13 protein-coding genes are annotated in these 12,982 nt (G+C 70.8%); 7 read left to right on the forward strand and 6 right to left on the reverse strand.

Features of this window, described 5'->3' with window-relative positions; all coding sequences use genetic code 11:
• Positions 1 to 30: 30 nt before the first annotated feature.
• The 3 genes from ACZ7CD_RS19060 to ACZ7CD_RS19070 all read right to left on the reverse strand — a co-directional run bounded on the left by ACZ7CD_RS19060 (position 31) and on the right by ACZ7CD_RS19070 (position 3,032).
• On the reverse strand, positions 31 to 1,584 hold the full coding sequence (locus tag ACZ7CD_RS19060; protein WP_470379375.1) for an MDR family MFS transporter: 1,554 nt from the start codon (positions 1,582 to 1,584) through the stop codon (positions 31 to 33).
• Positions 1,581 to 2,204, reverse strand: coding sequence for an acyl-CoA-like ligand-binding transcription factor (locus ACZ7CD_RS19065; protein WP_360389760.1), 624 nt, complete (start codon positions 2,202 to 2,204; stop codon positions 1,581 to 1,583). The genes ACZ7CD_RS19060 and ACZ7CD_RS19065 overlap by 4 nt, the downstream gene beginning before the upstream one ends.
• Before the next feature lie 75 nt (positions 2,205 to 2,279).
• Positions 2,280 to 3,032, reverse strand: coding sequence for a DUF427 domain-containing protein (locus ACZ7CD_RS19070; protein WP_470379376.1), 753 nt, complete (start codon positions 3,030 to 3,032; stop codon positions 2,280 to 2,282).
• Between the two features lie 334 nt (positions 3,033 to 3,366).
• Between ACZ7CD_RS19070 and ACZ7CD_RS19075 the strand changes: the two genes are divergently transcribed.
• Together ACZ7CD_RS19075 and ACZ7CD_RS19080 are read left to right on the forward strand one after the other, a co-directional pair.
• The gene (locus ACZ7CD_RS19075) at positions 3,367 to 4,875 is read left to right on the forward strand and encodes an alpha/beta hydrolase (RefSeq protein WP_470373584.1); all 1,509 of its coding nucleotides are present in this window, start codon (positions 3,367 to 3,369) and stop codon (positions 4,873 to 4,875) included.
• Between the two features lie 36 nt (positions 4,876 to 4,911).
• Positions 4,912 to 6,393 (forward strand): alpha/beta hydrolase, encoded by a 1,482-nt coding sequence (locus ACZ7CD_RS19080; protein WP_360389769.1) that lies wholly within the window; start codon positions 4,912 to 4,914, stop codon positions 6,391 to 6,393.
• Between the two features lie 120 nt (positions 6,394 to 6,513).
• Here ACZ7CD_RS19080 and ACZ7CD_RS19085 read toward each other — a convergent pair whose 3' ends face one another.
• Both ACZ7CD_RS19085 and ACZ7CD_RS19090 read right to left on the reverse strand, forming a co-directional pair.
• Complete coding sequence (locus tag ACZ7CD_RS19085) at positions 6,514 to 7,452, reverse strand: sigma-70 family RNA polymerase sigma factor (protein WP_360389772.1); 939 nt, start codon at positions 7,450 to 7,452, stop codon at positions 6,514 to 6,516.
• Positions 7,453 to 7,516: 64 nt separating this feature from the next.
• On the reverse strand, positions 7,517 to 8,800 hold the full coding sequence (locus ACZ7CD_RS19090) for a hemolysin family protein (protein ID WP_470379377.1): 1,284 nt from the start codon (positions 8,798 to 8,800) through the stop codon (positions 7,517 to 7,519).
• 91 nt (positions 8,801 to 8,891) lie between these two features.
• On the opposite strand from ACZ7CD_RS19090, the gene ACZ7CD_RS19095 reads away from it, so the two are divergent.
• The 4 genes from ACZ7CD_RS19095 to ACZ7CD_RS19110 all read left to right on the forward strand — a co-directional run bounded on the left by ACZ7CD_RS19095 (position 8,892) and on the right by ACZ7CD_RS19110 (position 11,828).
• On the forward strand, positions 8,892 to 9,281 hold the full coding sequence (locus tag ACZ7CD_RS19095; protein WP_458431700.1) for an ATP-binding protein: 390 nt from the start codon (positions 8,892 to 8,894) through the stop codon (positions 9,279 to 9,281).
• A 93-nt stretch (positions 9,282 to 9,374) separates the two neighbouring features.
• A complete protein-coding gene (locus tag ACZ7CD_RS19100) occupies positions 9,375 to 10,115 on the forward strand; it encodes a hypothetical protein (protein ID WP_458431699.1) in 741 nt (246 codons plus the stop codon).
• Positions 10,116 to 10,125: 10 nt separating this feature from the next.
• Positions 10,126 to 11,226, forward strand: coding sequence for a sensor histidine kinase (locus tag ACZ7CD_RS19105; RefSeq protein ID WP_470379378.1), 1,101 nt, complete (start codon positions 10,126 to 10,128; stop codon positions 11,224 to 11,226).
• Positions 11,223 to 11,828 carry a response regulator transcription factor gene (locus ACZ7CD_RS19110; RefSeq protein WP_360389786.1) on the forward strand — a complete coding sequence of 202 codons (606 nt, stop codon included), beginning with the start codon at positions 11,223 to 11,225 and terminating at the stop codon, positions 11,826 to 11,828. Before ACZ7CD_RS19105 ends, ACZ7CD_RS19110 begins: the two co-directional genes overlap by 4 nt.
• On the opposite strand, the gene ACZ7CD_RS19115 is transcribed toward ACZ7CD_RS19110, so the two are convergent.
• A complete protein-coding gene (locus ACZ7CD_RS19115; protein ID WP_360389789.1) occupies positions 11,825 to 12,466 on the reverse strand; it encodes a GntR family transcriptional regulator in 642 nt (213 codons plus the stop codon). The genes ACZ7CD_RS19110 and ACZ7CD_RS19115 overlap by 4 nt on opposite strands.
• 49 nt (positions 12,467 to 12,515) lie before the next feature.
• On the opposite strand from ACZ7CD_RS19115, the gene ACZ7CD_RS19120 reads away from it, so the two are divergent.
• Complete coding sequence (locus ACZ7CD_RS19120) at positions 12,516 to 12,962, forward strand: VOC family protein (protein ID WP_470379379.1); 447 nt, start codon at positions 12,516 to 12,518, stop codon at positions 12,960 to 12,962.
• The last annotated feature ends 20 nt before the right edge of the window (positions 12,963 to 12,982 follow it).

Genomic DNA, 12,982 nt, shown 5'->3' on the forward strand with positions numbered 1-12,982 from the left:
GGGGTCCGCGCCGGTGCCGAACTACGAGGATCAGTGCCCCGCGGCCATCTCCGCCGCCAGTCGCTCGTCCCCGCTCTGCTCCTTGAGCGGCTTCTCCTTGATGAACACCACCGCGAGGAACGCGAGCACCGCGAACGGCGCCCCCACCAGGAAGATCTCCGCCGTCGCCGTGGCGTAGATGTCGGCGATGACGGCCTTGACCTCCGGCGGCAGCTTCGTGATGTCCGGTACCGCGTTCTCGCCGCCGGCGGTCGCGATCGGGCCGAACTTCTCCTCGGTCAGCGACGAGACCTTGCTGGCCAGCACCGCGCCCAGCGCCGAGACGCCGATCGCGCCGCCCAGCGAGCGGAAGAACGTCAGCGTCGAGGTCGTGGCGCCGAGGTCGCGGGCGGGCACGTCGTTCTGCGCCGCCAGCACGAGGTTCTGCATCAGCATGCCGACGCCCACGCCGAGCACGAACATGTCGACGCCCACCATGAACACCGTGGTCTGCGCGGTGATCGTGGACAGCAGCAGCATGCCCGCGACCATGACGACGCCACCGGCGACCAGGAACGCCTTCCACCGGCCGTACTTCGTGATCAGCTGGCCCGCGACGGTGGACGACACCAGCAGGCCGAAGATCAGCGGCAGGCCGAGCAGACCGGCCTGGGTCGGGGTCTTGCCGAGCGAGAGCTGGAAGTACTGCGACAGGAAGACCGTGCCGCCGAACATCGCCACGCCGACGAGCGCGCTCGCGAGGGTGGCCAGCGAGACCGTGCGGTTGCGGAAGATCGACAGCGGGATGATCGGGTCGTGGGCGCGGGACTCGACCCACACCGCGGCGACGAGCAGCACCACGCCGAGCGACACGAGCAGCGCGGTCCAGCCGGAGGCCCACTCGAACTTCTGGCCGGCCAGCGAGGACCACACCAGCAGCGTCGACACACCGGACACGATGAGGAACGCGCCCAGGAAGTCGATCTTCGTGTTCTCGTTGCGCACGACCGGGAGGTGCAGGGTGCGCTGCAGCAGCCAGATCGCGGCCAGCGTGAACGGGACGCCGATGAAGAAGCACCAGCGCCAGCCCAGCCAGGAGGTGTCGACCAGCAGGCCGCCGATCAGCGGGCCGGCCACGGTGCCGACGCCGAACACGGCGCCGAACAGACCGGAGTAGCGGCCGAGCTCGCGCGGCGGGATCATCGCCGCCATCACGATCGTGGCGAGCGCGGTGACACCACCGGCGCCGAGGCCCTGCACGACGCGGCTGACGATCAGCATCTCGATGTTCTGCGAGAAGCCCGCGATCAGCGAGCCGACGACGAACAGGCTCAGCGAGGCCTGGATCAGCAGCTTGCGGCTGTAGAGGTCGGCGAGCTTGCCCCACAGCGGCACGGTCGCGGTCATCGCGAGCAGCTCGACGGTGACGATCCAGGCGAAGATCGACTGCGAGCCCTTGAGGTCGGCGACGATGCGCGGCAGGGCGTTCGAGACGATGGTGCTCGCCAGGATGGACACGAACATGCCCATCATCAGGCCGGACATGGCCTGCAGGACGTCGCGTCTGCTGTGGGCGGGTCTTGGCGCTTCGGTTCCGGTGCTCATGAGGGTCCCCCTTCGTGGTGGTGCGGTGCGTGAGCCAGTCCGGCACCGAGCAGGTCGAGCGCCTCGGAGATCAGGTCGCCCAGCGCGACCTCGTCGTCGAGCGCCCAGCGGGTGACCGCGCAGCGGAACGCGACGGTGCCCGCGGCCACCAGCAGCCGCGGGTACAGGTGGTCGGCGGGCAGCCCGCTGCGCTGCGCCACCGCCGCGCCGATCAGCTGCTCGGCCTCCGCGCTCGACGCGAACGCGCGGACCAGCAGGTCGGGGCGTTGCATCAGCACGTCCTTGCGCAGCAGCCACAGGTCACGCGCGTTGTTCAGCTCGTCGTCGATCTCCGCCAGCACGGCGGCGCGGAACGCCTCGAAGGGCGTGACCCCGTCCGCGGCGAGGACGCGCTCGGCCATGCGCGGGCCCGTCTCCGGGTCCGCGCCGATCAGCGCGTCGTCCTTGCTCGCGAAGTAGTTGAAGAAGGTGCGCACCGAGACGTCGGCCTCGGCGGCGATCTCCTCCACGGTGACGTGGTCGAAGCCCCTCTCAGCGGAGAGGCGCAGCGTCGCCCGCTCCAGCGCGGCACGCGTGCGGCGCTTCTTGCGGTCGCGCAGGCTCTCCCCCGACTGGTTCACGGGTCGACAGTACAGGATATTTTTGCAGTCACTGCAAGTTTGCAGTGTGTGAAGGATCTCGTCGGCGCGTGCCGGTCACGACCAGGGCGACTTCGGCCGTTCCTGCAGCTCCCCGTCCAGGTGCAGGTCGACCTTCTCGCTGTAGAAGCACACCAGCCCGGCGACCTTCTGGCTCTCCGGCAGCGGGGTGCGGTAGATCCACACGAGGTCCTCGTGCAGGACCCCGCCGATCTCGACCGACCAGTACGTCGCCGTGCCCTTGTACGGGCACCGCGTCTGCGTGGCGGAGGGGCGGAGCAGGTCGAACCGGACATCACTCAACGGCAGGTAGTACCTCGGTGGCAAGCCGGTTTCGAAGAGGATGCGCGGCTGGGCCGAGGCGGCCAGCGTGACGCCGTTCAACGCCACCCGCACGTGCCGCGAGCTGTTCAGCACGTCCACGCGCGTGTACGGGTCGCGCGGGTGGACGTAGACCGGCTCGTCCTCCTCCAGCCACTCGTCCATCGCCGCGAACTCGAACCGCACGAGGCCCCTCAGCTCCTCGACCGGCGAGCCGGGGTAGGTGAGCGCGGCTCCCTCGGCCACTCCGCCCCTGGTGACCACGTCGTGCAGCACGCCCTCGCCCCGGCTCGGCGAGTGCCGCGTCTCCCCCGTCGGCCTCAGCTCGGCGCGCACGGACGCCAGCGGCAGGTAGTACGCCGGGTAGTGCGGGATCTCCCAGACCAGCCGCGGCGCGGTCGTGTCCGCGACCAGCTCGCCACCGGAGTACGTGCGGACCCGCTTCGCCGAGTGCTCCACGCGCACGCGGCCACGCTGCTCGTTGTCCATGTACCGGCACAACAAGACGCGATCGGCGGCTGTTCCGCGGCCCGCCCTCGGCGCGGAGCGCAAATCGCTCGATCGGGTATCACCTACTGGGGTACAAGGAAGGTGAAATCCCGGTCGGCGTCGTTGGGGGGTCAACGACCATGCCTACGCTCCTCGCATGCCGGAGGAAACCGACAAGGCTGGTCCGACACCTCCCGCCGCACCGGCGGGACCGGTCGTCATGAGCACGCCGATCCACGATCAGATCGCCGCTCAGCTGGGAGTTCGTCAAAAGCATCGACGGCCCGACTGATCACGGCTATGAATGGCTCCTCAGCCCGCTGGAAGGGGAGCCATGCGCGCGTTCGTGCCCAGGTTGGTCGCGGCGGTCGCGGTCGCGGTGTCCACCCTCGCGCCCGCACCACCCGCGTGGGCCGCGGTGCCGCCGATCGCCTGGCAGGCGTGCGGCCCCGACCACCCGGGCTTCGAGTGCGCGCAGCTCGTGGTGCCGCTCGACCACGACCACCCGCGCGGCGCCACGACGACGCTCGCGCTGACCCGCCTGCCCGCCGCGGACCCGGCGCGGCGGATCGGGTCGCTGCTGTTCAACCCCGGCGGCCCCGGTGCCTCCGGCCTCGACTACACGTGGGCGTGGGGCGCCCGGATGTCGGCGGGGACGCAGGGCCGGTTCGACGTGGTCGGCTTCGACCCGCGCGGCATCGGCCGGTCGGACCCGTTGCGCTGCTTCGCCTCCGAGCAGGAGCGAGCCGAGTACCTGGCCGACCTGCCGCTGTTCCCCTACCGGCCGTCGATGCAACGGCCGTTCTTCGACCGGTACCGCGCCCTCGCCGCCAAGTGCGACCAGCCGATCGCACGGCACATGAGCACCGCCGACGTCGCACGCGACATGGACCTGCTGCGCCGCGCGCTGGGTGATCGCAAGCTCACGTACTTCGGCCACTCCTACGGCTCGTACCTCGGCACGACGTACGCGAACCTGTTCCCCGGCAACGTCCGCGCGCTCGCGATCGACGGCGTGCTGGACCCCGAGCGGTACTCGAGCGGCCGTCAGATCGAGTCGGACCGCGTCGCCGGCGAGGAAGTGCTCGACGAGTTCTTCCGGCTCTGCGACGAGGCCGCCTGCCCGCTCGCACCCGCCTCGCGGGAGCGTTACGACGCGTTGCTCGCCGCCGCGCGGGCCAATCCGGTCCAGCTCGGCGACGAGGTGTGGACCTACGACCAGATCGTGGGCCACGCACGACTCACCGGGTACGCATCGGAGCTGTGGACGGTCATCGCGACCACGCTCGCCCAACTCGCCGATGCCGCGGCTGAACCTGGTGTCACCGCACTCGTGACTCCGCCTTACGACAACATGTTCGATGCCAACCTCGGCAACATGTGCGCGGACATCGAGTTCCCGCGCAACTTCGAGACCTACCGCGCCATCGGGCGTTATGCGGAGGCAGGTTCCGAGTTCGGCCCGTACTGGTGGTGGACGAACTCGGCGTGCGCCGACTGGCCGGCGAACGAAGACCGTTACACGGGGCCATGGACCGCGCACACGTCCGCACCGGTACTGGTGGTGGGTGGCTACTTCGACGGAGGAACGGACTACCGCGGCGCACAGGCCGTGGCCCGGCAACTGCCCAACAGCCGGCTGCTGTCGTACGCGGGCTGGGGACACGTGTCGTGGCGGCGCAGCCAGTGCGCGGCCGACCACATCTACGCGTACCTGCTGGACGTGACGCTGCCCGCGCCTGGCACGGTGTGCCCGGCGAACCCCAACCCGTTCAGCACTGCGCCGTCCCAGTCGGTCGAAGACGACTTTCGTCGCTACACGCACCCCGCCGCAGCGAGATAGGAAGAGCGCTCCTGGCCGACACGAGGGGACTCGCCCATGCGAACAACCGCGCTCGTCGCGCTCGCAGCGCTCATGGTCACGCTCACCCCGGTGGCGCACGCCGAGCAGGGCGCGCCCAGGATCGACTGGCAGGCCTGCGGACCGGAGCACCCCGGCTTCGAGTGCGGCACGGTCCGCGTGCCGCTCGACCACGACGACCCGCGCGGCGCCACGACCACCGTGGCGCTGACCCGCAAGCCCGCCACCGACAAGGCCCGCCGCATCGGGTCGCTGTTCCTCAACCCCGGTGGTCCCGGCGGGTCCGGCGTCGACCTGGCCCACTCGATCGGCGACCAGCTCTCGGCCGCGCTGCGGGGCCGCTTCGACGTGGTCGGCTTCGACCCGCGCGGCGTCGGCCGCTCCGACCCGCTGCACTGCTTCCCGAGTGAGGAGGCCCTGGACGAGTTCTTCGAGGGCCTGCCCGGTTTCCCGTACCGGGCGGCGCAGGAGCGCCCGTTCTTCGACCGCTACCGCACCCTCGGCCCGAAGTGCCGCTCCGGCGAGCCCATCGCCCGCCACATGAGCACCGCCGACGTGGCTCGCGACCTGGACCTGCTCCGCAGCGCCGTCGGTGACCGCAAGCTCACCTACCTCGGCTTCTCCTACGGTTCGTTCCTCGGCACGACGTACGCGAACCTGTTCCCCCGCAACGTCCGCGCGCTCGCGATCGACGGCGTGCTCAACCCCGTGCTGTGGTCGGGCGGCCGCCAGATCGAGTCGGACCGCATCGCCGGCAAGGAGGTGTTCGACGAGTTCCTGCGCCTGTGCGACGAGGCGGCGTGCCCCCTCGCCCCGAACTCAGCCCAGCGCTGGAAGGCCTTGCTCGCCGCGGCGAAGGCCAAGCCGATCCAGCTGGGCGACCAGACCTACACCTACGACGCCATCATCGGCACGGCCATCGGCACCGGCTACGCCCCCGACGCCTGGCCCGCCATCGCCGCCCTGCTCGACAGGCTCTCCGACGCCTCCACCGGCACCGTGCTGACCGCCGCGGAACCGGACTACGACAACTTCTTCGACGCCTACAACGGCAACGCGTGCGCCGACATCGAGTACCCGCGCAACTTCGAGACCTACCGCGCCATCGGGCGTTATGCCGAGGCGGGTTCGGAGTTCGGCCCGTACTGGTGGTGGGGCAACGCCGCGTGCGCGAACTGGCCCACGAACCCCGACCGCTACACGGGCCCGTGGAACGCCCGCACCTCCGCACCGGTACTGGTGGTGGGCAACTACTTCGACGGTGCGACCGACTACCGCGGTGCGCAGGCCGTGGCCCGTCAGCTGCCCAACAGCCGGTTGCTCACCTACGCGGGATGGGGTCACACGGCTTATGGGGTCAGTGCGTGCATCACGGACCACATGAACGCGTACCTGCTCGACGTGAAGCTGCCTGCGGCGGGCACGGTGTGCGCGGCCAACCCGAACCCGCACCTGCCCGGTTCGGCGGCGTCCGTGCCGTTGTACAAACACCGCCGCTGACCACTCGCCGCCTCATCGCTGCCCAGGCATCTGCAAGTACTTGCAGATGCCTGGGCAGCGGGGGCGGGCCCATGGGCCTGTGGGGCGTTTGCGCGCGGTTGTGAGACAGCACAGGCGGTTTTAGCCGGCGAGAGCGAAGAGCTCCTCCGGGCGGCCGGTGGACTTCAGGACGGCCAGCGACTGCTTCTCCAGCTGGCGGATCCGTTCCCGGGTCAGGCCGAGCTCGTCGGCGACCTCCTGCAGCGTCCGCTCCCGGCCGTCCTCCAGGCCGAAGCGCAGCCGCATGATCCGCCCCTGGCGCTCGGGCAGGACCTCCAGCAGCGACCGCACGCCCTCGACGAACTCCTGCTGCTCCACCAGGTCCGGCGCCGACACGCCGTCACCGTCCTGGATCAGGTCGCCCAGCACCGAGTCGCCCTCGTCGCCGACCGGCGTTTCCAGCGACACGCACGTGCGGGCCGCGTCGCGCAGGTCATGCACGCGCTGCGCGGACACCTTGGCGTGCGCGGCAATTTCCTCCACAGTGGCCTCACGGCCGAACTCGGCGGAGAGCTTCTGCCCGATCCGGTTGAGTTTGTTGACCTCTTCCACGACGTGCACCGGCAGGCGCACGGTGCGGGTCTGGTCGGCCAGACCGCGTTCGATGGCCTGGCGGATCCACCACATGGCGTAGGTGGAGAACTTGTAACCCTTGGCGTAGTCGAACTTCTCGACCGCGCGGATCAGGCCCAGGTTGCCCTCCTGCACCACGTCCAGGAACGGCAGGCCGCGGAACGAGTGCTTCTTCGCGACCGACACGACCAGGCGCAGGTTCGCGCGGATCATGTGGTCCTTCGCGCGCTCGCCCTCGGCGACCAGCCGGCGCAGCGTGCGCCGGTCCCGCGTGGTGTCGCCGGAGTCGAGCAGCTGCTGTGCGTACAGGCCGACCTCGATCGCCTTCGCGAGCACGACCTCCTCCGCGGCGGTGAGCAGCGGCGTGCTGCCCACGTCGCGCAGGTACTGGCCGACCAGGTCCGCGTCCTGCTGTCCGGACGCGCGGTTCTTCAGTTCTGCAGGCATGACAGATCCCCCGTTTCCGATTGGCAGGTGGTGCGGGCGAGCTGGCCGCCTCTGGTGTAACGGTTCAGACCTCTTGGTCATTCCGCGTTTTCGGTTGTGACCTCAGCCTCACCCGTGTGATCGCGTGGTGTTCCACGCGTTGCACGGTGATCTCCCAGCTGGAGACGTGCACCACGTCTCCGGGCCCTTCCGGGATTCTCCCGAGGACCACCAGGACCAGACCCGCGATCGTCGCGTAGTCCCCCTCCGGTGCCTCCGGCAGCTCGACCCCGATGTCAACGAGGTCGTGCACCGGAAAAGTTCCCGGCAGGATCAGCGAACCGTCCGCTTCGGTGCGGACGTTCGCGACATCGCGGTCCGTCTCGTCGTAGATCTCACCGACGACCTCCTCGAGCAGGTCCTCCAGCGCGACGATGCCGTCGACCGCGCCGTGCTCGTCCACCACGAGCGCGAGCTGTTCGCGCTCGGCCTTCATGCGGCGCAACGCGTCGGTCACGCGCAACGAGTCCGGCAGCATCAGTGCGGGCCGGGCCACGTCCTTCAACGCCGCCGTGTCGTCCAGCACGTCGCGCAGGTGCACGACGCCGATCACGTCGTCCAGGTGGCCGTCCCGCACCACCGGCGCCCGTGAGTGCCCGGACTGGGCCAGGGTTTCCCTCGCCACGGGGATGGTCAAACTCGCGTCGAGCACAACCACCTGCCGACGGGGCACCAGCACCTCGCGCAGCCGCCGTTCGTGGATCTCCAGCGCACCGGTCATGATCTCCCGCTGCTCGGCGTTCAGGTGCTTCTGCACGGCCACCAGCTCGCGCAGCTCGTCGGGTGACATCTGCTCCTCGTCGGCGTTCGGGTCGCCGCCGAACACGCGCACCACGAGGTCGGTCGCCTTGCTGAGCAGCCACACGGCCGGGCGGGAGACGGTCGACAGCACGTCGAGCGGCCGGGCGATGATCTTCGACCAGCGCACCGCGTACTGCATCGCGAGCCGCTTGGGCGCGAGCTCGCCGAACACCAGCGTGACGAACGTCAGCAGGATCGTCACCAGCGCGATCGCCACGCCGTTCGCCGCGCTGCCGAGGAACTCCAGCGCGGGCACCAGCGGCTGCGCGAGCGACACCGCCGCGGTCGCGGAGGCGAGGAACCCGGACAGCGTGATGCCGATCTGGATGGTTGCGAAGAACCTGTTCGGATCCCGTGCCAGTCGCACGAGCGTGCGGTGCCCATCCCGTTCCAGCGCGCGCAGCTGCCCCTCACGCAGCGACACCAACGCCATCTCGCTGCCCGCGAACGCAGCGTTCAACAACACCAGCACTCCGACCAGCGCAAGGTCGAACCCGAAGCCGTCCATGCGTTTGGGTTAGCACCCGCGGTGGTATTTCGCGACCTGACGGCCGTCTTGAGCAGCCAGGGCAGCCAGAACGTGAACGGGGTGGATCGAGATGGACGCTCCCGAGGTGCTCCGCACCTCAGCGCGATATCCCCTGCCCGACTCCGACCCGGATCTGGCAGACCTGCGCTCGTGGGCTTCGACGTTGCTGGCCGACCTGTCCGAGGACGTGCTGCTGGACGTGCAACTGGTGTGCACCGAACTGGCCAGCAACGCTTATGAGCACGCGGCCGCTCCACGGGTGGTGCGCATGTCACGCACCGATGAGGTCATTCGCGTCGAGGTCGAGGACGGGACACCCGCCGAACTGCCGCAGCTGGGCGAGTCGCGCATCGCCGACTCCCGCGGGCGTGGCTTGGTGTTGGTCGCCCATCTCTCTCGTTGCTGGGGTACGCGTGAGGCCGCCGACGGCAAGACCGTCTGGGCGGAGATCAGCGTCTGAGCTCAGGCGCACGGTTCGGCTGTGCGTTTCGCACGGTGAAGACATGACATCGCGCGGATGGATGTTGCCGGGCGTCGGTTCGACGCTCAGTGCATGACAACGACGACAACTTCCGCGGTCCGGCCGCTGGTGCGCCACGGCGTCGAGATGCTGGTGGCGATGCTCCTGGGAATGTCCCTGCTGGGACCCCTGTGGACGCCGGACTCGATCGAGCTCACCGTCCTGTGGATGGCTGTGTCGATGTCCGTGCCGATGGCGCTGTGGATGCGCTATCGCGGTCATGGGCGCGTGGTGGAGATGTGCGCCGCGATGGCGGTGCCGTACCTCGTGCTGTTGGTGCCCTACTGGTCGGGTGCGGTGGACCGCGATGCCGTGCTCATGGGCGGTCACCTGCTCATGGTGCCCGCGATGATCTTCGTGCTGGTCCGCTACCGCCACGAGCACGGCGTCGCGTCCACCAACCCGGCCATCCGGTTCCTGGGCGACCGTTGGCCGACGATGGTCGCGCTGGCGCTGACGTTCGACTTCTGGCAGGCGGCGCTGGTGCCCCCGGTGTGGACGCTGCTGGTGTGCCAGGCCGTCTACCTGATGTGGGGCCGGCGGGCACCGCGCGTGCAGCTGGCCGTGTTCGGGGCCTACGCGGCGCTCGCGGCCGTGGTCACCACCTCGTCGGCCGACCTCGGCGTGGTGCTGATCGCCGCCGGGTGGGGCGCGCACGCCGTCTGGGACCTCGTGCACCACGTCCGCAACGCCGTCGTGCCGCGCTGGTGGTCGGAGTTCTGCGGGGTGTTCGACCTGGTCGTGGCGGTCACCATCATGATCGCGTGGCTCTAGGGTGGTGGCGGTGACCGAGCTTTCCCGGACCGAGCTATCCCGGACCGATCCGGCACGGGCCGCGTTGCGCTGGACGTTGCACTCGCTGTGGGCGGCCTCGCTGGTCGTGCCGCTCGTCGCGGTGCTGCGCGAGCCGACGGCCACGCGCTGGCTCGGCGGGCTGGGCCTGGTGCTGCTCGCGGCGGCGTGCGTGGTGGCGGTGCGCACCGGGACGTTCTGGGTCCTGGGTGCGGCCGCGCTGGTGTCGATCCCGCTCGTGGCGCCGGTCGGACCGGCCGGTCTGCACCCGTGGGCGTGGGTCGGCGGGGTCGCGGCGGGGTTCGCGCCGCTGCTGCTCACCGGCGTGTGGCGGTGGACGGCGGCAGTCGCCGGGGTGGCGCTGGCGGGGGTGGTGGGGTTCGCCGTCGGTGGCATGCCCGCGACCCACCTGCTGATCGCCGCCTCGGTCGCGGCCACGGTGATCGCGATGGCCGGGCTGCCGACGTGGTACGCCGGGCTGCTGGAGCAGGCGCGGGCGGGCCGGGAGGCGCGGGCGGCGCTGGCGGTGAGCGAGGAACGGCTGCGGTTCGCCCGCGACGTGCACGACCTGCTCGGGCACCGGCTGACCGTGATCGCGCTGAAGGCCGAGCTGGCCGGGCGGCTCGCCGGCACGGACCCGCAGCGGGCGGCGGCCGAGGCGTTCGAGGCGCAGCGGCTGGCGTCCTCGGCGCTGAGCGAGGTGCGCGCCGCCGTGGACGGCTACCGGGCGGTCGACCTGGCCGAGCAGCTGGCGGCGGTGCGCGGCGTGCTGCGGGAGGCCGGCATCCGGTGCACGGTCCCCGACAGTGGCGGCCTCACCGGTGACAGCGCCACCCAGCTCGCGCTGGCGGTGCGGGAGGCCTGCACCAACGTGCTGCGCCACAGCAGGGCGACGTGGTGCATCATCGACCTCGCCGAGCGGGACGGGGAGGTGCTGATGACGGTCACGAACGACGGCGTCGACCCGGACGCGCCCGAACGCGGGGGCAACGGCCTGCGCGGCCTGGGCGAACGGCTGGCCGCGCACGGCGGCCGGATCTCCGGCGAGCGCTCGGCCGGCACCTTCACGCTGCGGGTCGTGGTGCCCGCGTGATCAGGGTGCTGCTGGCCGACGACGAGGAGCTCATCCGCGACGCCCTCGCCGCGCTGCTCGACCTCGAACCGGACCTGTCGGTGGTGGCCAGCGCCGGTGACGGCCGGGCCGCCGTCGACGCGGCGCTGGCCCACCGCCCCGACGTCGCCGTGGTGGACCTCCAGATGCCCGCCCTGGACGGCTTGGAGGTCACCGCGGAGCTCGCCCGCGTGCTGCCGTCGTGCGCCGTCGTGGTCCTGACCGGCCGCGGCCGCCCGCCGCACCTGCAGCAGGCCCTGCGGGCGGGCGCGAAGGGCTTCCTGCCCAAGGGCTCCCCCGGCGGCACGCTCGCCGACGTCATCCGCCGCGTGCACTCCGGGTCCCGCTGGGTCGACCCGGCGCTCGCGGCCGACGCGCTCGCCGCTCCCCCGTGCCCGCTGACGCAGCGCGAGCTGGAGGTGGTGCGGCTCAGCGGGTTCGGCACCCCGGTGGCGCAGATCGCGGCCCGCACGTCGCTGTCACCGGGCACGGTCCGCAACCACCTGTCGGCCGCGGTGGCCAAGCTGGGCGTGGCCGGCCGGGGTGAGGCGTTCCAGCTGGCGCAGGAACACGGCTGGCTCTAGTTCGACGTCAGCACGTCGAACGCGTGCTTGCGGTGCACCGCGAAGAGCTGCAGAGCACCCTCGACGTCCCCGGCCCGCAAGGCTTCCACCAGCGCACGGTGTTCGTCGCGCACGTGCTCCAGGTAGCCCTCCGTGCTCACCGCAACGCGCGTGAGCAGGAACAGGTGCACCTGCGACCGGATGGCCTCCCAGGCGTGCACGAGCCGTGAGTGGTCGGCGGCGGCGTAGACGGCGTCGTGGAACTCGATGTCCAGCTGCACCATCTCGTGCGGGGTGCGGGCGCGTTCCATCTCCTGCGCGGCCTTCTCGACGGCGGTGAGGTCGGCGGCGGTGTCGACGACCCGGCGCACCGCGAGCACCTCCAGGGCGCCGCGCAGGCTGTCGAGCTCGGCCACGTCGCGGGCCGACAGCTCGGCGACCGTCGCGCCGCGGTGCCAGCCGGTGCGGACGAGCCCTTCGCGTTCCAGCTGCTGCAGCGCCTCGCGGACAGGGCCGCGGCTGACCTCCAGCGCCTCGGCCAGCTCCACCTCGCGCAGCGGGCTGCCGGGCGGGTAGCGACCGTCGAAGATCGCCGTCCGGATCGCGTCCGCGACCTCGCTGCTCAGGCCGCGCCTGCGGGCGGGCTCCAACCGTGCCATGGCGCAATGTTAACAAGCGCACATTCCACCGACCAGCCTCGTTGTCCTAATGTCAACATTCAGACAACAGAAAGGCGCCAGCGTGAGCATCCCCCGCTTCCACCTCGCCATGCCCGTCGACGACCTCGCCGCCGCCCGCGCGTTCTACGGCGGCGTCCTCGGTCTCGACGAGGGCCGCAGCTCCGACACCTGGATCGACTGGAACCTGCACGGCCACCAGTTCGTCACGCACCTGGCCCCGCGGGTCGAGCGGGTGCACAACCCGGTCGACGGGCACGACGTGCCGGTGCCGCACTTCGGGTTGCTCCTCACGCCCGACGAGTTCCAGGACCTCGCCGCGAGGCTCACGGCGGCCGGCACGCGGTTCGTCATCGAGCCCTACCTGCGCTTCGCGGGGCTGCCCGGCGAGCAGTGGACGATGTTCCTGCTGGACCCGGCGGGCAACGCGCTGGAGTTCAAGGCGTTCGCCGACGACGCGCAGGTGTTCGCGACGTAAAGGGCGGCCAAAAATCTTGC

Source organism: Lentzea sp. NPDC036949, from assembly GCF_055608075.1.

Coding starts and splice junctions, on each gene's coding strand:
- ACZ7CD_RS19090 (WP_470379377.1), bottom strand. CDS start 8,800: ATGGACGGCTTCGGGTTCGACCTTGCGCTGGTCGGAGTGCTGGTGTTG.
- ACZ7CD_RS19095 (WP_458431700.1), top strand. CDS start 8,892: ATGGACGCTCCCGAGGTGCTCCGCACCTCAGCGCGATATCCCCTGCCC.
- ACZ7CD_RS19120 (WP_470379379.1), top strand. CDS start 12,516: ATGTCAACATTCAGACAACAGAAAGGCGCCAGCGTGAGCATCCCCCGC.
- ACZ7CD_RS19070 (WP_470379376.1), bottom strand. CDS start 3,032: ATGGACAACGAGCAGCGTGGCCGCGTGCGCGTGGAGCACTCGGCGAAG.
- ACZ7CD_RS19115 (WP_360389789.1), bottom strand. CDS start 12,466: ATGGCACGGTTGGAGCCCGCCCGCAGGCGCGGCCTGAGCAGCGAGGTC.
- ACZ7CD_RS19100 (WP_458431699.1), top strand. CDS start 9,375: ATGACAACGACGACAACTTCCGCGGTCCGGCCGCTGGTGCGCCACGGC.
- ACZ7CD_RS19075 (WP_470373584.1), top strand. CDS start 3,367: ATGCGCGCGTTCGTGCCCAGGTTGGTCGCGGCGGTCGCGGTCGCGGTG.
- ACZ7CD_RS19060 (WP_470379375.1), bottom strand. CDS start 1,584: ATGAGCACCGGAACCGAAGCGCCAAGACCCGCCCACAGCAGACGCGAC.
- ACZ7CD_RS19085 (WP_360389772.1), bottom strand. CDS start 7,452: ATGCCTGCAGAACTGAAGAACCGCGCGTCCGGACAGCAGGACGCGGAC.
- ACZ7CD_RS19080 (WP_360389769.1), top strand. CDS start 4,912: ATGCGAACAACCGCGCTCGTCGCGCTCGCAGCGCTCATGGTCACGCTC.